This window comes from Mesorhizobium sp. M0028 (genome assembly GCF_040323855.1).
Taxonomy (GTDB): domain Bacteria; phylum Pseudomonadota; class Alphaproteobacteria; order Rhizobiales; family Rhizobiaceae; genus Mesorhizobium.
Window position 1 is genome coordinate 341295 of the sequence record NZ_JAMYVG010000003.1, and the last position, 17803, is coordinate 359097.

14 protein-coding genes are annotated in these 17803 nt (G+C 63.6%); 6 read left to right on the forward strand and 8 right to left on the reverse strand.

The features are described from left to right. Positions 1-14: 14 nt before the first annotated feature. A complete protein-coding gene (locus NKJ93_RS09510; protein WP_352588716.1) occupies positions 15-1052 on the forward strand; it encodes an endonuclease/exonuclease/phosphatase family protein in 1038 nt (345 codons plus the stop codon). A gap of 31 nt (positions 1053-1083) precedes the next feature. Here NKJ93_RS09510 and NKJ93_RS09515 read toward each other — a convergent pair whose 3' ends face one another. The 3 genes from NKJ93_RS09515 to NKJ93_RS09525 all read right to left on the reverse strand — a co-directional run bounded on the left by NKJ93_RS09515 (position 1084) and on the right by NKJ93_RS09525 (position 3759). After that, positions 1084-1680: a DUF922 domain-containing protein gene (locus NKJ93_RS09515; RefSeq protein WP_352588719.1), complete on the reverse strand. Its 597-nt coding sequence runs from the start codon at positions 1678-1680 to the stop codon at positions 1084-1086. 110 nt (positions 1681-1790) lie between these two features. Further along, on the reverse strand, positions 1791-3470 hold the full coding sequence (locus tag NKJ93_RS09520) for an electron transfer flavoprotein-ubiquinone oxidoreductase (protein WP_352588722.1): 1680 nt from the start codon (positions 3468-3470) through the stop codon (positions 1791-1793). Positions 3471-3576: 106 nt separating this feature from the next. Beyond that, positions 3577-3759, reverse strand: a complete 183-nt coding sequence (locus tag NKJ93_RS09525; RefSeq protein ID WP_198030476.1) for a hypothetical protein — start codon at positions 3757-3759, stop codon at positions 3577-3579. On the opposite strand from NKJ93_RS09525, the gene NKJ93_RS09530 reads away from it, so the two are divergent. The 3 genes from NKJ93_RS09530 (at position 3710) to NKJ93_RS09540 (ending at position 6197) form a co-directional block, all read left to right on the forward strand. Beyond that, complete coding sequence (locus tag NKJ93_RS09530; protein ID WP_023718372.1) at positions 3710-4354, forward strand: hypothetical protein; 645 nt, start codon at positions 3710-3712, stop codon at positions 4352-4354. The genes NKJ93_RS09525 and NKJ93_RS09530 overlap by 50 nt on opposite strands. 37 nt (positions 4355-4391) lie before the next feature. Beyond that, positions 4392-5273 carry a uracil-DNA glycosylase gene (locus tag NKJ93_RS09535; protein ID WP_352588725.1) on the forward strand — a complete coding sequence of 294 codons (882 nt, stop codon included), beginning with the start codon at positions 4392-4394 and terminating at the stop codon, positions 5271-5273. A 105-nt stretch (positions 5274-5378) separates the two neighbouring features. After that, a complete protein-coding gene (locus NKJ93_RS09540) occupies positions 5379-6197 on the forward strand; it encodes a helix-turn-helix domain-containing protein (protein ID WP_352481886.1) in 819 nt (272 codons plus the stop codon). On the opposite strand, the gene NKJ93_RS09545 is transcribed toward NKJ93_RS09540, so the two are convergent. Together NKJ93_RS09545 and NKJ93_RS09550 are read right to left on the reverse strand one after the other, a co-directional pair. Then, positions 6198-7175, reverse strand: coding sequence for a DMT family transporter (locus NKJ93_RS09545; protein ID WP_502899437.1), 978 nt, complete (start codon positions 7173-7175; stop codon positions 6198-6200). Then, positions 7172-7387: a hypothetical protein gene (locus tag NKJ93_RS09550; protein WP_023718376.1), complete on the reverse strand. Its 216-nt coding sequence runs from the start codon at positions 7385-7387 to the stop codon at positions 7172-7174. Before NKJ93_RS09550 ends, NKJ93_RS09545 begins: the two co-directional genes overlap by 4 nt. A gap of 154 nt (positions 7388-7541) precedes the next feature. Here NKJ93_RS09550 and pepN point away from each other — a divergent pair, with 154 nt between their 5' ends. Together pepN and NKJ93_RS09560 are read left to right on the forward strand one after the other, a co-directional pair. Continuing rightward, positions 7542-10187 (forward strand): aminopeptidase N, encoded by a 2646-nt coding sequence (gene pepN, locus NKJ93_RS09555; RefSeq protein ID WP_352588728.1) that lies wholly within the window; start codon positions 7542-7544, stop codon positions 10185-10187. Between the two features lie 181 nt (positions 10188-10368). Then, positions 10369-12696: a PAS domain-containing sensor histidine kinase gene (locus NKJ93_RS09560; protein ID WP_352588731.1), complete on the forward strand. Its 2328-nt coding sequence runs from the start codon at positions 10369-10371 to the stop codon at positions 12694-12696. 52 nt (positions 12697-12748) lie between these two features. On the opposite strand, the gene NKJ93_RS09565 is transcribed toward NKJ93_RS09560, so the two are convergent. The 3 genes from NKJ93_RS09565 to NKJ93_RS09575 form a co-directional block, all read right to left on the reverse strand. After that, positions 12749-13219 (reverse strand): EF-hand domain-containing protein, encoded by a 471-nt coding sequence (locus NKJ93_RS09565; protein ID WP_352481890.1) that lies wholly within the window; start codon positions 13217-13219, stop codon positions 12749-12751. Positions 13220-13364: 145 nt separating this feature from the next. Continuing rightward, complete coding sequence (locus NKJ93_RS09570; protein WP_352588734.1) at positions 13365-16331, reverse strand: bifunctional [glutamine synthetase] adenylyltransferase/[glutamine synthetase]-adenylyl-L-tyrosine phosphorylase; 2967 nt, start codon at positions 16329-16331, stop codon at positions 13365-13367. Continuing rightward, complete coding sequence (locus NKJ93_RS09575; RefSeq protein ID WP_352481892.1) at positions 16331-17800, reverse strand: sensor histidine kinase; 1470 nt, start codon at positions 17798-17800, stop codon at positions 16331-16333. Before NKJ93_RS09575 ends, NKJ93_RS09570 begins: the two co-directional genes overlap by 1 nt. Positions 17801-17803 lie beyond the last annotated feature (3 nt).

Here is a 17803-nt window from a genome sequence, read left to right on the forward strand (position 1 = left end):
CGATAGACAAAGCGATGGCACGTGTTCGAGACATGACGGTTGCGCTGGCGTTCGTCGCAATGCTTGCACTCTCGGTCGCGCTGGTGGCCGGGTTCTTCGGATCGCTGCATCCGGCCTTCGATTCCTTTGCTCATTTCCGCGTTCATTTTGCCGTCTTGATGGCGCTTTGCGCGCTGCCGCTGCTCGCCACCTCGTTTCGCCTGCAGGCCGCCGCCGCATTGCTGTTTGCGGTGGCCGCCTTTGCCACCACGTCGAATGCCTTGCCGCTTTCGCGGCTATGGCAGGTGCAGGCCGCCTACGACGCCAGGCCCGGCGGCGAGGCGGACTACCGCCTGCTGCAGATGAACCTCAGGTTCAACAATCCAACGCCTGAGAAGGTGCTGTCGCTGATCGGTCGGACCCAGCCTGATGTGATCACCCTCGATGAGGTGTCCGAAATGTGGAAGGCAAAGCTTGGGCTGCTGTCCGGCGCTTATCCCTACCGGATCCTCTGCCCGTATCCCAATGGCGTATTCGGCGTTGCGCTGCTGTCCAGACGACCGTTTGCCGTGGGCACAGAGCCGCACTGCGACAGCCGGGGCGCGATGGCGATCGCCACGGTCGATTTCGGCGGAACCGACGTCGATGTCGCCGCCATCCACCTCACCTGGCCATGGCCGCACAACCAATCACGGCAGATTGGAGGGTTGTCTGACGAAATCGCCTCGCTTGGCGAGACGTCGATCCTGGCGGGGGACTGCAACGCAGCGCCATGGAGCGCCGCCGTCCGGCGCGTCGCATCGCTTGGCAAGCTGACTGTAATGCCGTCGGTCGGGCCGACCTGGCTCTACAGAAAGCTGCCGGATTTCCTGCGCTTCGCCGGACTGCCGATCGACCAGGTTTTCAGCAAAGGTGCAATTGTCATCCGTTCGGCGTCGACCCTTGAGGACACCGGCTCAGATCATCTGCCGGTGCTGGTGGAATTTTCGCTACGCTCGGATGAACAAAAGCCGCTCGACGAGCACCAGACGGCGACCGCGCTTGCGGCGCTGCCTGGCGGGGCCCGAAGCTGAAAATCCGCAGTCCAATCTCTACCCGGGCTTATTATTGGCCCACAAAAGCGCGGATGAGGTGCTCGACGGGGCCGCCGTCGCGATGCTCGCGCGCATCGAAGGCCTTCTGCTTTGCTTCATATTCGGCATAGATGGCATTGATCCGGCGCTTTGCCTCGCGACGTGCCTCGAAACAGTGCGGGTCATCACCGACTGTCAACCCTCGAACCGACTTTTCGGTGGCCCGCATCATCTGTCTGGCGATGCGGCCATGGGTCTCTTCATGGGCGCGGACGCCAGCGAAGAACCGCTTCCACCGCTTCTGCAGTGCCGGCGACGTGGCTGAGGCTAGTTTGGGATAGGTATAGAAGAGATTGAGCGTCCCGTTGGCCTGGTGCAGGCGGCAGACGCCGTTTTCCGTATGGGCGTCGAAGGTCCAATCATCGACGCTGTAGCCGGTCTGCGCGATGGCGTGGGTCATGAAGCCGTGCTTCGGCCCACTGCGATCCATGGCCTCGATCAGGGCCGCGCCGGTGGTTCCGGCAATGTTATAAGTTCGTGTCTTGACCAATACTTTAGTGTCGGCCAAGGCTAAAGGGGTGCACAACGCCCCGATCGCCACAGCGCTCGTCAGAACTGCCAGACGCATTTTCCTTCCTCCCTGTCGTCACAGAAAGGAAACACAGGCAGGCGGTCTATTCAACAATCCTATGGTTGCGCTGCTCCTCATCTTGTTTGGTCCGGAGCAAACCTTGTGACTTACATGTTCTGGTAGACCGGGCCCTCGCCGCCCTGTGGCGGCACCCAATTTATGTTCTGGTTCGGGTCCTTGATATCGCAAGTCTTGCAGTGCACACAGTTCTGCGCGTTGATGACGAAGCGCACATCCTTGGCCGCAGGATCGGCGGCGGCATTGCCGTCCTTGTCGACCCATTCGTAGACGCTGGCCGGGCAGTAACGCGTCGAGGGCCCGGCATAGACGTCATGTTCGGAGCGCTTCTGCAGGTCCATGTCGGCGACGAGCAGATGCACCGGCTCGTTTTCCTCGTGGTTGGTGTTGGACAGGAACACCGACGACAGCCGGTCGAAGGTCAGCACCCCGTCCGGCTTCGGATAGGCGATCTTCTGGTGCGCGGCGGCCGGTTCCAGCGTGGCGTAGTCAGCCTTGCCGTGCTTCATCGTGCCGAAGGGCGAGAAGCCGAACAGCGTGTTCAGCCACATGTCGAGCCCGCCAAGGCCGACGCCGACAATGGTGCCGAAGCGCGACCATAGCGGCTTGACGTTGCGCACTTTCTTCAGGTCCTTGCCGATATCGGTGGCGCGCCAGGCGGCCTCATAGGAGGCCAGTTCGTCATTGGCGCGGCCGGCGGCTATCGCATCACAGACATGCTCGGCGGCCAGCATTCCGGAGAGCACGGCATTGTGCGAGCCCTTGATGCGCGGCACGTTGACGAAGCCGGCCGCGCAGCCGATCAGCGCACCGCCGGGGAAGGACAGTTTCGGCACCGACTGCCAGCCACCTTCGGTGATGGCGCGGGCACCATAGCCCAGCCGCTTGGCGCCCTCGAAGGTGCCGCGGATCGCCGGATGGGTCTTGAAGCGTTGGAACTCGTCAAAGGGCGACAGATAGGGGTTCTTGTAGTTCAGGTGAACGACGAAGCCGACTGCCACCTGATTGTCCTCGAGATGGTAGAGAAAGGAGCCGCCGCCGGTCTTCATATCGAGCGGCCAGCCGAAGGAATGCTGGACAAGGCCCGGCCGGTGGTTTTCCGGTTTGACCTGCCAGAGTTCCTTGAGGCCGATGCCGTATTTTCCGGGCTCACGACCGTCGGAAAGGTGATATTTGGCGATCAGTTGCTTGGCCAGCGAGCCGCGCGCGCCCTCGCCGATCAAGACATATTTGCCCATCAGCGCCATGCCCGGCGCAAAGCCCGGGCCGTGCGTGCCGTCCTTCTCGACGCCCATGTCGCCGGTGACGACGCCGGTGACCGCACCGGCCTCGTTGTAGAGCAGGCCGACCGCGGCAAAGCCCGGATAGATCTCGACGCCCAGCGCCTCGGCCTTTGTCGCCAGCCAGCGGCAGACATTGCCGAGCGAGACGACATAGTTGCCGTGATTGTTCATCAGCGGCGGCATCAGGATATTGGGCAGACGGAACGAACCGGCGGGGCCGAGAACCAAGAAATGGTCGTCGGTGACCGGTGTCCTGAAGGGATGACCCTCCTCTTCGCGCCAACCCGGCAACAGCCGGTCGATGCCGATCGGATCGACGACGGCGCCGGACAGGATGTGCGCGCCGACTTCGCCGCCCTTTTCCAGCACGACAACGGAAAGCTCGGGATTGACCTGCTTGAGACGGATCGCGGCGGCGAGGCCGGCCGGGCCGGCGCCGACGATGACCACGTCGAATTCCATGCTTTCGCGTTCGATATCGCTCATCGACCCCTCACTGGCTCGCTATTCCCGGCATCTTGCTGGCTCACGCGCTGCATAGCGCATCAAATAGCGACGGGAAACCGGCGCGGACGTGACAATACCGATTTCGTCAAAAAGTCGCGTCCTGCCGCACAGATTCGCGGTGGCGAGCACCAATCTTCAATCCTATTCCGTTTGTAGAGATATGTCGCACTGATGTTTTTAATTGTTCGACGGCTTGCTTATCGGCCATACTTCCCGCCATGCGCATATTCGGGCCGGCTGGCTTTTCATCGACGCGCTTTTTTTTCACGCCCGGCCGGATTTGCCGTGCGGCGTTCTTGGCGCTTCTGCCGCTGGCGGCCGTTGATGCCCGCGCCGACCCACGACTGGTCTGGGCGACCGGCGCCTACTCCTTTTCCGACGAGCGCGGCGGCTTCCGCATCACCGGGGCTTCGGGCGTCGGCACGAAGGAGGATCCGCTCGTCATCACCGAAGAGCTGAATTCAGCGACGCCGGTAACGCTAGCCATTCGCACGACCAAGCCGATCCAGCCGTTCGGCAAGGCTGGAGACTTCGCCAATGGGCTGATGTACATGCGCATCGACGTGCTCAACAATAGCGGCCAGGCCTGGGTCGAGTTCCAGTTCGAACTCCAGGAGATCCTCGACCAGCCGAGCGTGTTCGGCGACGGCCTGTCGTTCGACCAGCGCAACAAAACGCCCGAAAATATCTGGTCGAGCAGCTACGCCGATTTCGACCGCAATTTCGAACCGTATGACCGCCTGCTGTTCAAGAACGGCAAGATCGACCCGCTGAAGACCGCCAGCTTCTATTTCCTGATCACCGACTATACGCCGCGCTGGACGTTCTATCTGGTGCAGGATCCGCGCATACCGTCGAGCTGAACTTGCAAATTCAAGCTCCGCGGCCGAATGTGAAACCATGACTGCCGCCCCCCACAATAACCGAGCCGATCTCGCCGAGCTGCTGGCCTTCTACGCCAGCGCTGGCGTCGATGAGGCACTTGAAGAACAGCCGGTAAACAGGTTTGCAGAAGCCAGGCCGCCGGAGCGGGTACCCGCGGCGGCCGCTCTGCCGGCCGGTGAAAATGCGGCGCCGCAACGCTCGACGAGCGTGTCGCGCGCCGAAATGGGCGAGAGACCGAACACGGCACCGGTAGTGCGAACGCCTCCGGCCACCGCAACGGTGCCCGACGAGGCGCAGGCGGCGTGGGCGCGGCAACTGGCGAGGTCGGCGGCAAACCTCGACGAGCTTCGCCAGCACATGGCGGCATTCGACGGCTGCAATCTCAAATTCACGGCCAAGAACCTGGTGTTCGCCGACGGCAATCCGACTGCCGAGGTGATGCTGGTCGGCGAAGCGCCGGGCCGCGACGAGGACATAGAGGGCCTGCCGTTCGTCGGCCGCTCTGGCCGGCTGCTCGACCACATCCTGGCCGCGATCGGTCTTGATCGAAATTCAGTCTACATCGCCAATGTCATTCCCTGGCGGCCACCGGGCAATCGCACGCCGACGCCGCACGAGACCGAGATATGCCGGCCGTTCATCGAACGGCAGATCGAGTTGGTTGCTCCGAAAGTGCTGGTCAATCTCGGCGGCCCGTCGGCAAAGACCCTGCTCAACACCTCCGAAGGCATATTGCGGCTGCGCGGCAACTGGCGCGTCCACACGACCCCATCCGGCGTCGCAATTCCCGCCATGCCGACCCTGCATCCGGCCTATCTCCTGAGGACGCCGGCGCACAAGAAGCTGGCGTGGCGGGATTTCCTCGAAGTGAAGGCGAAGTTGCGGGCGCTGAGTTGAGGTTCGCGCGCCTCTTCCTTCTCTCTGTGGTGGAGAAGGGAAAGACAGTGCCGATGACTTCCCAGGTAATTGAAATCCCTCTCCCACCGGCCTAGTCATCTCGTCATGACAGCAGTCCAGATTTCCGCCGGCAGTCTCATTCGCGAATGGCGTACACGCCGGCGCATGAGCCAGCTCGACCTCGCCATGGAGGCCGAGATCTCGCAGCGGCATCTGAGCTTCGTCGAAAGCGGCCGCGCCGCACCCTCGCGCGATATGGTGCTGCATCTGGCCGAGCAGCTTTCGATCCCGCTCAGGCAGCGCAACCAGCTGCTGCTGGCCGCCGGCTTTGCCCCGAGCTTCAGTGAGCGGCCGCTTGACGATGCCTCGATGGCGCCGGCGATGGCGGCGGTCGAGACCGTGCTCAAGGCGCACGAGCCGTTCCCGGCGCTTGCCGTCGACCGGCACTGGAACCTGGTGTCGGCGAACGCCGCCATAGGCCCGTTCCTCGCCAATGTCGCCGATGCCTCATTGCTGACGCCGCCGGTCAACGTGCTGCGCCTCAGCCTGCATCCGGGCGGCATCGCGCCGCGCATCGTCAACCTTGCGGAATGGCGGACGCATCTTCTGGAGCGGCTGAAGCAGCAGAACGATGCTACCGCCGATCCGGTGCTGGTCGAGCTCGAGCGCGAGCTTCGGGCCTATCCGTCCGGCCTCAAAGGCAGCCGGCCGGCGCCGGTCGAACCGAATGCGATTGTCCATCCGCTCAAGCTTGCCCATGGCGACGCGATGCTGTCGTTCATCAGCACCATCACCGTATTCGGCACGCCGCTCGACGTGACGTTGTCGGAGCTGGCGATCGAATCCTTTTTCCCGGCCGACGAGCAGACGCGGGCGGTGCTGGTGCGGCTGGCGAAAGGGCGGGCCGACGCGGCGAAAGGCTGATCACCCCTGTGGCGCGATCGCCTTGCGCGTGCGGGTGCGTTCGAGGCCGAGCTGGCGCTCACGCCAGATGATGAAAATGCCCGCTGCGACGACGATAATGCCGCCGACCAGCATGTTGATCGTGGCGACGTCGCCAAAGACCAGATAGCCGACCACGACGCCGAGGATCATCGAGGTGTATTCGAACGGTGCCACGACCGAAGCTTCGGCATGGCGATAGGCCGAGGTCATCAGGATCTGGCCGAGCCCGCCGCAAAAACCCGCGGCAATCAGAAGCCCCGCCTGCACTGGCGTCAGCGCCTGCCAGCCGAATGGCAGCGAAAGCAGCGCCATGACGCTCGCCGTCACAGAGAACCACAGCACGATGGTCGCCGTCCGCTCGCTCTGGACGAGGTTGCGCACCAGGAGCATGGCGATGGCCGAGATCGCCGCGGCCATGAGGGCGGCGATGACGCCGAGCACCTCCTGGTCGCCAAGGGCAGCGCCCGAGCCCAGCAGCGTCAGTTCCGGCCACGAGATGATCAGCACCCCGACCAGGCCGACGGCAACCGCGCTCCAGCGATAGATGCGGATGGCTTCGCCGAGGAAGATCGAACTGAACACCACGACCAGCAGCGGCTGCGCGTAGTTCAGCGTAATCGCCTCGGGCAGCGGCAGCCGCGTTAGCGCGAAGAAGCCGAGCCCCATGGCGCAAACCCCGACAACACCGCGCGCAATGTGGTTGAGCGGGCGCTTTGTCGAAAAGGCGGTGCCGAGTTTCCCCTGGAAGGCGAGGAAGGCGATGATCGGAAAGATGGCAAAGAAGGAGCGGAAAAAGACGATCTGGCCCGCCGGCACCGTGCCTGCCGCCTTGATGCAGGACGACATGCCGACGAAGACCGCCACCGATACGATCTTGAGCACGATCCCGGTTAGCGTGCTGTGTTCGCCGGCGTGGTCGCCGGCAGCAAGCACTGGCAAGTCCCGTTCGGCTGTCACGCCCCTTTTGCTTCCTGGATCGCCGCCAAGATGCGCGCCGGCGTTGCGGGCATGTCGATATGTCTGATGCCGTAGGCGCTATAGAGAGCGTCGGTCACCTCATTGAGCGCGGCACGCGTCGACCCGATCGTACTCGCCTCCCCGGCGCCCTTGAAGGCCTCGCGACGCAGCACCGAGGCGCCCATCCCGAATTTCGGCGTGACGACGGTCATGGAAGCCTCGCGATGATGCTTGGGAAATGATCGCCTGAAATAGACGTCGCTGCAGTTTTGTCGAGGGAGTGTTTCGTGTAAAGAGCGCAGACTTCAATTTATTTGGACCAGCGGACCCGCCCGCCACTCCCGGATCGACAGGAAAAATCAAGGAATGCGCACCGATACCGGCCAGGTCTTCAAGCTCGAAGACTATCGCCCCAGCGATTATCTCATTCCGGAAACCAGCCTGACTTTCCGCCTTTCACCTGAAGCAACGCATGTCACCGCCGTGCTGGCGGTCGAACGCCGCGACGGGATTGCGGCATCAGTGCCGCTGGTGCTCGATGGCGACGGGCTGACGCTCAGCAGCATCGCCATCGACGGCCAGCAAACGAGCCCTGCGGATTTTCTCGCCACGCCCGATCAACTGACAATCGTCAGCCCCCCTGCGGCAAGGCGCTTCCAACTGAGAATCGAAACCGTGCTGGCGCCGGCGCGGAACGAAGCGCTTATGGGCCTCTATCGCTCCAGCGACGTCTATTGCACGCAGTGCGAGGCCGAAGGCTTTCGCCGCATCACTTATTTCCTCGACCGCCCCGACATCCTGTCGGTCTATACGGTGCGCATCGAAGCTCAGCGCCGTGAGGCGCCGCTGCTTTTGTCCAACGGCAACCCGGCCGGCAGCGGCGAACTTGCCGGCGGCAGGCACTATGCGGTCTGGCACGACCCGTTCCCCAAGCCGTCCTATTTGTTTGCGCTGGTGGCGGGCGACCTCGGCAAGATCTCGGACAGTTTCGTTACCCTGTCTGGCCGCAACGTCGAGCTCGGAATCTATGTCGAACCGGGCAAGGAGAGGCTCGCCGGCTACGCCATGGATGCCTTGAAACGCTCGATGAAATGGGACGAGGAGGCGTTCGGCCGCGAATACGACCTCGATGTCTTCAACATCGTCGCCGTATCCGACTTCAATATGGGCGCGATGGAGAACAAGGGTCTCAACATCTTCAACGACAAGTATGTGCTGGCCGACCAGGAAACCGCGACGGACGCCGATTTCGCCAACATCGAAGCCATCATTGCCCATGAGTATTTCCACAATTGGACAGGTAACAGAATCACTTGCCGCGACTGGTTCCAGCTTTGCCTGAAGGAAGGCCTGACCGTTTTCCGCGACCACGAATTCTCCGCCGATCAGCGCTCGCGCGCCGTCAAGCGCATCGCCGAGGTGCGTACGCTGCGCGCCCATCAGTTTCCCGAGGACCAGGGGCCGCTGGCGCATCCCGTGCGGCCGCGCCGCTACCGCGAGATCAACAATTTCTACACGGCGACGGTCTACGAAAAGGGCTCGGAAGTCGTGCGCATGATCCATACCATCCTCGGCGCCGAGACGTTCCGCGCCGGCATGGACCTGTACTTCGAACGTCACGACGGCCAGGCGGCGACGATCGAAGACTTCATCAAGGTGTTCGAAGACGTCTCCGGTCGCGACCTGTCGCAGTTTTCGCTGTGGTACCATCAGGCCGGTACGCCGAACCTGACCGTCAGTTCGGCATATAATCCGGCGGGGCGAGAATTCACGCTCGAAATCGAGCAGTCGGTGCCGCCAACACCGGCGGAAAGCCGCAAGCGGCTGATGCACATTCCGCTTGCCTTCGGCCTGGTTGGCGCCGGTGGCGAGGCGATAGCGCATAGCGGCGTCGAAGGGGCGAACGTCGAGGACAGTGTCATCCATATCCGCAAACGTCGCCATGTCGTCAGGTTTTCCGGGATTGCCGAGCGTCCGGCCATGTCGCTCAACCGTGGCTTTTCGGCGCCGGTGACGCTTTCGGTCGAGCAACGGCCCGACGACCAGTTTTTTCTGGCTGGCCATGACAGCGACGCCTTCTCGCGCTGGCAGGCGTTCAACACGCTTTTGACCGATGCCCTGATTGCAGCCTTCCGTCAGATCCTGGACCACAGGCAACCCGAGTTCAGCGCCCGGCTGACCGAGCTTGCCGGCAAGATAGCCGGCGACGAAGCACTCGAACCCGCCTATCGGGCATTGGCGCTGGCGCTGCCCGGCGAGGCCGATATCGCCCGCGACATCGGCAAGAACATCGACCCCGACGCCATTTTCGCGGCGCGCGAGGCGCTAGTGGTTGCGATCGCCGAGACCAACAGCGAGATATTCTCCAAACTTTACGATCGGCTCGCCGACAATGGTCCGTTCAGCCCGGATGCGACCAGTGCCGGGCGGCGTGCACTGCGCAATGTCCTGCTGGATTATCTCTGCTTGCTGCCGGGAGGCGCGGAACTCGCTGCCCGGCACTTCCAGTCGGCGACCAACATGACCGACCGGGCCGCGGCGTTGACCGTGCTTGCGCACCGTCACCACGGCTCACCGGAGGCGACCAAGGCGCTGGCCGATTTCGAGGCGAGATATGCAACCGATGCGCTGGTCATGGACAAATGGTTCCAGATCCAGGCCAGTGTGCCCGGCCCGCAAACCGTCGATGCGGTGCGCGCTTTGACCGGCCACCCGACGTTCTCGATGGCCAACCCGAACCGGGTGCGCTCACTCATCGGTACGTTTTCCAGCGCCAACCAGACCGGCTTCCATAGCGCCGACGGCGAGGGCTACCGGCTTTTCGTCGAAACGGTGCTGCAGGTGGAAAAGCGCAACCCGCAGGTGGCCGCCAGGCTGGCGACGGCGCTCAGGTCTTGGCGGTCGCTCGAACCGGTGCGGCAGGCCAAGGCAAGGGAGGCGCTGCTTTCGATCGCCAATGCAGAGAAGCTGTCGGCCGATTTGCGAGACATCGTCGAGCGCACGCTGGCCTGACAACGCGCCGGCTCACCACCACAATGGCGTCTCGCCCGAAAACCGCATTATTTTAGTCGATTTTTAATCTTTTTTCGCCGCGCCTCTGGACAAGGCGAATCACCTTTGATTCTTTACAGACGATTCGGAAGTGCGGCGTTGCCGGATCGTCAAGCAGATTGAAAATCGGGGAGTGCCATTTATGGCGAAGGCGGACGCGTGGGGCGCGCCCGGTGGGACGGCTTTTGAGCGACACGAGGCGCGAAGCGACGGTCTCGCCGGCAATACGCGGCTCATCGCCGAACCTGCCTACCGACGGCTGCTGGCAGCCGAGCCGCTGTTGCGGCGATCGATACCGGCCCTCATCATCATCTTTCTGTTGATCATTGCAGTATTGCGCTTTCTGTCGCTGATGAACGAGCGCGACGAGATCGAGCGCGACGCCAAGGCGATCCTTGCGCTGGCCGCGGGCCAACTGGCCAGTTCGATCGCTGCCGACGCGACCATGGTTTCGACGCCCGGCGCGATCCAGGACCTGCTGGAGGGAACCGGCCGTCAGGGCGCGATGGGCCGAAGCCACGTACTGGCGATCACCGACAGCGCCTTCAAGATCATTGCCGTATCGCCGCAGTCGACGCACTGGGAGGGGCGATCGCTCGATGGCGTCGTGCAGGGCGGGCAGCCGCTGTTCATGTTCGGCGACCGCGCCGGGGTGATGGAGGTCAGCATCGGCGGACAGGACTGGTACGCGGCGGTGAGCCTGGCGAATGGCCGAAGGGGTGCCGCGGCAGCCTTTGTGCCGCAGGAGGCAGTTTTTGACACCTGGCGCAAGACGGTCTCGCTCAACGTCACGCTGTTTGTGCTGACGGCCGGCGTGCTGATCATCATCCTCTACGCCTATTTCGGCCAGGCGGCGCGCGCCCAGGCCGCCGACCGCATCTATCTCGAAGCCCACCAGCGCATCGACATGGCGCTGGTGCGCGGCCGCTGCGGCCTGTGGGACTGGGACATGGTGCGCGGCAAGATGTACTGGTCGCGCTCGATGTACGACATGCTGGGCTACGAGCCTTGCGACACGATGCTGTCGTTCGGCGAAGTCGACGAAATCATCCATCCCGAGGACGGCGATTTGTTTGAACTCGCCAACAGGATCGTCGGGCGCGAGATCGACCACATCGACCAGGTGTTCCGGATGCGTCATGCCGACGGGCAATGGGTCTGGATGCGGGCAAGAGCACAGGTTATCGACCCGGAAGCCCCGGAGATCCAGCTGATCGGCATCGCCGTCGACGTCACCGAGCAGCGGCACCTGGCGCTGCGCTCCGAAGCCGCGGACCTGCGCCTGAGGACAGCCATCGAAAACATCAACGAATCCTTCGTGCTGTGGGATTCGTCCGAGCGCCTGATCATGTGCAATTCCAAATACCAGCAGGATAACGGCCTGTCGGATCGCGACGTGATGCCGGGCGCCCCGCGCGCCGTGCTGGATGAACGCATGTTGGCGTTCGCCTCGGAGCGGCGGCTTGCCAATACCAACGGACCGCAGGGGGGCGTGACCTTCGAGCGCCAGCTTGCCGACGGCCGCTGGCTTCAGGTGAACGAATTGCGGACAAGGGACGGCGGCACCGTCTCGGTCGGCTCCGACATCACCCAGATCAAGCTGCACCAGGAGAAGCTGGTCGACAGCGAGCGCCGTTTGATGGCAACGATCCACGACCTCAGCCTTGCCCGTCGGGCGGAAGAAGAACGGGCCCGCGAACTCGTCGAGCTCAATCGCAAATACATGAAGGAAACCGAGCGGGCGGAAGCGGCGAACCGGGCCAAATCTGAATTCCTGGCCAATATGTCGCACGAGTTGCGCACGCCGCTCAACGCGATCATCGGCTTTTCGGAACTGATGGAACGGGGCCTGTTCGGGCCGCTGGGTTCGCCGCGCTACGAAGAGTATGCCACCGACATCAACGGCAGCGGCAAATATCTTCTCGGCGTCATCAACGATATCCTCGACATGTCGAAGATCGAGGCCGGCCAGTTCGCGCTGGATCAGGAACAAATCGATCTCTGCCCGCTGATCAGGGAAACGGTTCGCGTCGTTTCGCTGCAGGCGGCGGAAAAATCGATCACCGTCGAAACCCGCATCGCCGATTCGCTGACGCTGTTCGCCGACCGCAGGGCGATCAAGCAGATCCTCATCAATTTGTTATCGAATGCCGTGAAGTTCACCGGGCAAGGCGGCCACATCTCGGTCAGGGCCCGCAGCATTTCCAGCGCGCTGATCCTGACGATCGAGGACAATGGCTGCGGCATCCCGAAGGCGGCGCTGAGCAAGCTCGGGCGGCCGTTCGAACAGGTGCAAAACCAGTTCTCCAAGAGCCATGCCGGCTCCGGCCTCGGCCTCGCCATCTCGCGCTCGCTGGCCGAGCTTCAGGGTGGCGCGTTGAAGATCCGCTCGACCGAAAGCGTCGGCACGATCGTCTCGGTACGCATCCCGATCAAGAAAGCCACGCAGGCGGTCAAGGCCGCTGCCTGAAACGACAAAATAAGTCTCCGGCGGCTCGCGCCGCCGGAGAGGTTATTAATTCTCACTGCATGCCGTCATTGCCGTCGCCGCCCCATTGGTGGTGACGGCCGGGACCCTTCGGCAGTTCGTTCTTCTCGATCTTGCCGTCATTGTCGCGGTCGAGCATGGCGAACACCTTCTTCTGGCGGCTGGTGATGTCGTCGGCGGTCAGCGTGCCGTCGCCCTTGGTGTCGTAGCGGGCGATGATGCGCCTGGCCATCTGCTCGAAGCGTGCCTTCTCCAGCGCGTCGGCGAGCTGTGCCACGGTCAGCTTACCGCCATTGTCGGCGACCATCTTCTTCAGCCGCGCGTTCATGGCGTCGGAGAACTGGTCGAAGGTGATGGTGCCGTCATTGTCCTTCATGACCTTACCGAGGCGCATCATCATGCCCTCGCGCGGCCCGGCGCCGGAGTGCTCGTCTGCATAGGCAGCGGTGCCGACGGCGCCGGCCAGGGCTGCGAAAACGAGTGCAAGTCTGGTCGTCTTTCTCATGGTCTTCTCCTGTTGCATCGTCACCCCCGATGCTAGAGCGGCAGATCTTCAATCCCCGCTCTATCTCCTTGTTTGAGCATCGGAAGCTCCCAAAGCAGGTCGCCACTTTTGGCTCCGATGCTCTCGCCCGTTCGGCCGATTGCCGTCACGGTTGTTTCGCACGAAGCAAAAGGTCAAAATCCTTTCTGACCTTCTGCGACGTCTCCTTGAGGTGCGCTTCAAGCACACCGAAATCCGGCAGGTCGGTGACCGCCAGAAGCAGATCCGAAAGCCCTGGCGGAACGTCGTCGCGTTCGAACGCGCCGGTAAGGCAAAGCCGTATTATCTGGGTCAGCGCCAGATAGAGCGAATAGGCATCCACCAGTTCCTGCCTGACCTGGGCGCTGGCGAAATCCGGCGCCAGGCACGACAGGATGTCAGCCGTGCCGGTGGCCCTGCAGCCTGCCTCGATCTTTCCGGTGATCACCGCAACCTGGGCGATGAATTCGAGATCGATGAGGCCGCCCGGGATCAGCTTGATGTCCCAGGTATCGCGCGGCGGCTTCTCCTTGTCGACCATGGCGCGCATCTCGGATGCCTCGGCCATCACCTTGGCTGGATCGCGCGGCAGAGCGAGCACTGCGGCAACTTCCCCTTCGACCTCGCGGCAGAGCTCGGCATCGCCGCCGATCGTGCGGGCGCGCGCCAGCGCCATGTGCTCCCATGTCCAGGCGTCCTGGCGCTGATACTTCTTGAAAGCATCGACATGGGTGGCCACCGGCCCCTTGTTGCCGGACGGCCGCAGGCGAAGGTCGAGCTCATAGAGCACGCCCTCGGCCGTCGGCGCGGAAACGGCGGCGATCAGCCGCTGCGTCAGTCGGCTGTAGTAATGCGACGGGGCAAGCGGCTTGTCGCCGTCGGACTCCTCGGCATCGGCGTCGTGATCGTAGAGCAGGATGAGGTCGACGTCGGAACCTGCCGTCAGTTCGCGGCTGCCGAGCTTCCCCATGCCGAGCAGTGCGACCCTGCCGCCGGCAGTACGGCCATGACGCAGCACAAATTCCGCCGTCACCGTCTGCAATGCCGCCTCGATGGTCAGATCGGCGAGGTCGGAAAAAGCGCGGCCGGCGCGCGGCGGATCGATTGACCCGGCAAGCAGCCTTACGCCGATCAGGAACTTTTGCTCCGAAGCAAATATGCGCAGTCGGTCGAGCACGTCCTCATAGGCCCTGTCGCCTTCGAGGAAGGCGGCAAGACGCGCCGACAGATAGGCGCGGTTGGGCAGTTCACTCAGCAGCGCCGGATCGAGCAGGCCGTCGAAGACATGTGGCCGGCGCGTGATGATGGCGGCCAGCCGCGGTGCCGCGCCCATGATCGTCGCCATCAGCTTCAGCAAAGCCGGGTTCGAATGCAGCAGCGAAAACAGCTGGATGCCGGCAGGCAGGCCGGCAAGGAATTCGTCGAAGCGGATCACTGCCTCGTCCGCCCGCCGCGTCTGGCCGAAGGCTTGCAGCAGCGCCGGCGTCAGTTCGGTCAGCCGCTCGCGCGCTTCCGCCGACCGGGTGACGCGATACCGGCCGAAGTGCCAGCCGCGGATAACCCGGCAGATGTCGCTCGGCCGCTGGAAGCCGAGCCGCTTCAGGGTCTGCAAGGTGTCGGGATCGTCGACGTCGCCGGTAAAGACCAGATTGCCGATGCCTGCCGAAAGCTCCGGCGCGGTTTCAAACAGCGCTGCATAGTGGCGCTCGACCTGGTGCAGCGCCGCGCGAAACGCTTCGGCAAAGCCTGCCGCATCGGCAAAGCCCAGCATGCGGGCGACGCGCTCCAGCCCCTCTTCGTCCTCCGGCAGGATGTGCGTCTGCTGGTCGGCAACCATCTGGATGGCGTGCTCGACGCCGCGCAGGAACCAGTATTGCCTGGTGAGGGCATCGCGCGCATCGGCAGTGATCCAGCCACGCGCGGAGAGTTCGCCAAGCATCGGCACGGTCTCGCGGCCGCGCAGTTCGGGAAAGCGACCGCCGGCGATGAGTTGCTGGGTCTGGACGAAGAACTCGATCTCGCGGATGCCGCCGCGGCCGAGCTTGACGTTGTGACCTTTGACCGCGACCTCGCCATGGCCCTTGTGGGCGTGGATCTGGCGCTTTATCGAATGGACGTCGGCGATCGCCGCATAGTCCATGTATTTGCGCCAGATATAGGGCTGCAGTTCCTTCAGGAACGCGGCGCCGGCGGCAAGATCGCCAGCCACCGGGCGCGCCTTGATCATGGCGGCGCGCTCCCAGTTCTGGCCGCGCGCCTCATAGTAGCGCAGCGCCGCCTCGACCGGGATCGCCAGCGGCGTCGAGCCGGGGTCGGGACGAAGCCTGAGATCGGTGCGGAAGACGTAACCGTGCTCGGTGCGGTCCTGGAGAATGCGGACCAGCCGGCGGGTCAGGCGCGAAAACAGCTCGGTGGCATCGAGCGAATCGACGACGGCAGGCGCATCGGGGTCGAAGAAGACGACGAGGTCGATGTCGGAGGAGAAGTTCAGCTCATGCGCACCGAGCTTGCCCATGCCAAGCAAGATCCAGCCCGAGCGTTGCGCCGGATTTTTCGGATCCGGCAAACTGAGCTTGCCTTGCTCATGCGCGTCGCGGAGCAGGAAATCGACGGCTGCACGCGTGCAGGCGTCGGCAAGATCGCTCAGTCGCCGCACCGTCAGCGAGGTCTCGGCCTCGCCGGCGAGATCGGCCAAGGCGATCAGGAAATGCGCCTCCGCCTTGCATCGGCGCAGCTCCATCATCAGGCTGCCTTCGGAGACGGCCTCTGCGCGCGCTGCCTTGTCGACCGCGGCGCAGATCGATGACAGCCGCGCCTCGATGGTCTCGTCGAAAAGCGCATCGACTATCCGCGGCCGGCGGCGCGCGGTATCGCGCAGGAACGGCGACAGGTCGAAAACGGCGGCGAGGAAATCCTGGACGACCCCCTTGCCGGCGAGAAATTTCGCCAGTCGCGGCAGTTCTTCCTGCCGCGCGGCGTCGGCGATCTCCGCCAATTCCTGCCTGGCGCGGCTTGCATCCAGCGGAACGAGCTTTACCGCCGGCTTCAAAAGCCAGTCCGTCTCGCGGCGTCGCGCTGCCATCCTCGCCACCATCAGCGATCCTCCCGCCCGGGAAAACTCATGACGACGGACAATCCGGGATTGCCGGGCAGAAGCTCAAGCCGTCCATTGTGGAACGTCATGATCGCCTTGGCGAGGCTCAAGCCAAGGCCGGAACCCGGCTGCGAGCGGCTCTTTTCCAGCCGCACGAAACGCTCGGTCACCCTGGCGCGGTCGACATCGTCGGGAATGCCCTGGCCGTTGTCGGAAACAGCAAGCCTGATCTCGCCATCGATACGCTCCAGCGTCACGCGAACCGTAGGCCTGGAGGTCGAGTCGGTCGAATATTTGATCGCGTTGTCGACGATATTGGACAGCGCCTGGCCGATCAGCTCGCGATTGCCGTTGACGGCGAAGGCACCCTGTACCGAGGTTTCGAGCGTCACACCCGCCTCTTCCGCCACAGGCTCGTAGAGTTCGACGACGTCGTGCACGGCAGCGGCCAGGTCGACCCTGGTGGTGCTTTCGGAGGAATAGCCGGCCTCCAGCCGTGAGATCATCAGGATGGCGTTGAAGGTCTTTATCAGCTGATCGGATTCGGCGATCGTTCCTTCCAGCGCCTGTCGGTAGTCGCTGGTGTTGTGCTTGCCGGAAAGCGTCGCTTCGGCGCGATTGCGCAGCCTGGTCAGCGGCGTTTTCAGGTCGTGGGCGATGTTGTCGGAGACCTGCTTCAGCCCCTCGTTCAACGTGGCGATCCTGGCCAGCATGGAATTGAGGTTTTCCGACAGCCGGTCGAACTCGTCGCCGGCGCCGGTGACCGGCAGCCGGCCGGAAAGATCGCCGCCCATGATGCGGCGGCTCGCCTCCGACACGCTGTCGATGCGCTTCAGCGCCGCGCGCCCGACGAAGAACCAGATCAGCAGCCCGCCGACGCCCATCATGCCGAGCGCCAGCATCAAGGCGCGGCGAATGACGGCGCGGAAGCGCTCCGGCTCGCCGAGGTCGCGGCCAACCAGCATGATCATCTGGTTGGGCAGGCGCAGCACCAGGGCGATGGCATTATGGCCCTTCTCGCCTTCGGCCTGTACTTCGCTCTGGGCGGGCTCGTTCGGGTCGGAGACCGGGTTGCGCTGCCGCTCGAGCTCGCCCTCGCCGAAGCGGCGGTAGGAGAACGGTTCGGTGGTCCAGCCCTCGGCCTCGATCACGCCCGGCTCCAGGCTCTGCACGTTGCCGGTCAGGATCTGGCCGTTGGCATCGGCGATCAGATAGAGATTGGCGCCGGGCTGGCGGGAGCGCTGCTCGACGACGCGGACCAGCACCGGCAGGCCGCCGCGCTGATAGGCGCGGGCAAGGCCGAGTACCTCGTCGTTGATCGTCTCCTGCGTCTGGGCAGTCAGCATGCGCGCCGAGAGCGAGGTCATGTACAAGACCAGCAGCACAGCGCACAGCGCAAAAAGCAGAAGATAAAGCGCTGAAAGCCGCGCTGCCGTCGTCCTCATGATGGCCGGCACGGAAAGGGCCATGGG

What these genes read in the sequence shown, in the direction of transcription:
- NKJ93_RS09510 (WP_352588716.1), top strand. Translation starts at nt 15, where the DNA reads ATGGCACGTGTTCGAGACATGACGGTTGCGCTGGCGTTCGTCGCAATG.
- NKJ93_RS09515 (WP_352588719.1), bottom strand. Translation starts at nt 1,680, where the DNA reads ATGCGTCTGGCAGTTCTGACGAGCGCTGTGGCGATCGGGGCGTTGTGC.
- NKJ93_RS09520 (WP_352588722.1), bottom strand. Translation starts at nt 3,470, where the DNA reads ATGAGCGATATCGAACGCGAAAGCATGGAATTCGACGTGGTCATCGTC.
- NKJ93_RS09530 (WP_023718372.1), top strand. Translation starts at nt 3,710, where the DNA reads ATGCGCATATTCGGGCCGGCTGGCTTTTCATCGACGCGCTTTTTTTTC.
- NKJ93_RS09535 (WP_352588725.1), top strand. Translation starts at nt 4,392, where the DNA reads ATGACTGCCGCCCCCCACAATAACCGAGCCGATCTCGCCGAGCTGCTG.
- NKJ93_RS09540 (WP_352481886.1), top strand. Translation starts at nt 5,379, where the DNA reads ATGACAGCAGTCCAGATTTCCGCCGGCAGTCTCATTCGCGAATGGCGT.
- NKJ93_RS09550 (WP_023718376.1), bottom strand. Translation starts at nt 7,387, where the DNA reads ATGACCGTCGTCACGCCGAAATTCGGGATGGGCGCCTCGGTGCTGCGT.
- pepN (WP_352588728.1), top strand. Translation starts at nt 7,542, where the DNA reads ATGCGCACCGATACCGGCCAGGTCTTCAAGCTCGAAGACTATCGCCCC.
- NKJ93_RS09560 (WP_352588731.1), top strand. Translation starts at nt 10,369, where the DNA reads ATGGCGAAGGCGGACGCGTGGGGCGCGCCCGGTGGGACGGCTTTTGAG.
- NKJ93_RS09565 (WP_352481890.1), bottom strand. Translation starts at nt 13,219, where the DNA reads ATGAGAAAGACGACCAGACTTGCACTCGTTTTCGCAGCCCTGGCCGGC.
- NKJ93_RS09570 (WP_352588734.1), bottom strand. Translation starts at nt 16,331, where the DNA reads ATGGTGGCGAGGATGGCAGCGCGACGCCGCGAGACGGACTGGCTTTTG.
- NKJ93_RS09575 (WP_352481892.1), bottom strand. Translation starts at nt 17,800, where the DNA reads ATGGCCCTTTCCGTGCCGGCCATCATGAGGACGACGGCAGCGCGGCTT.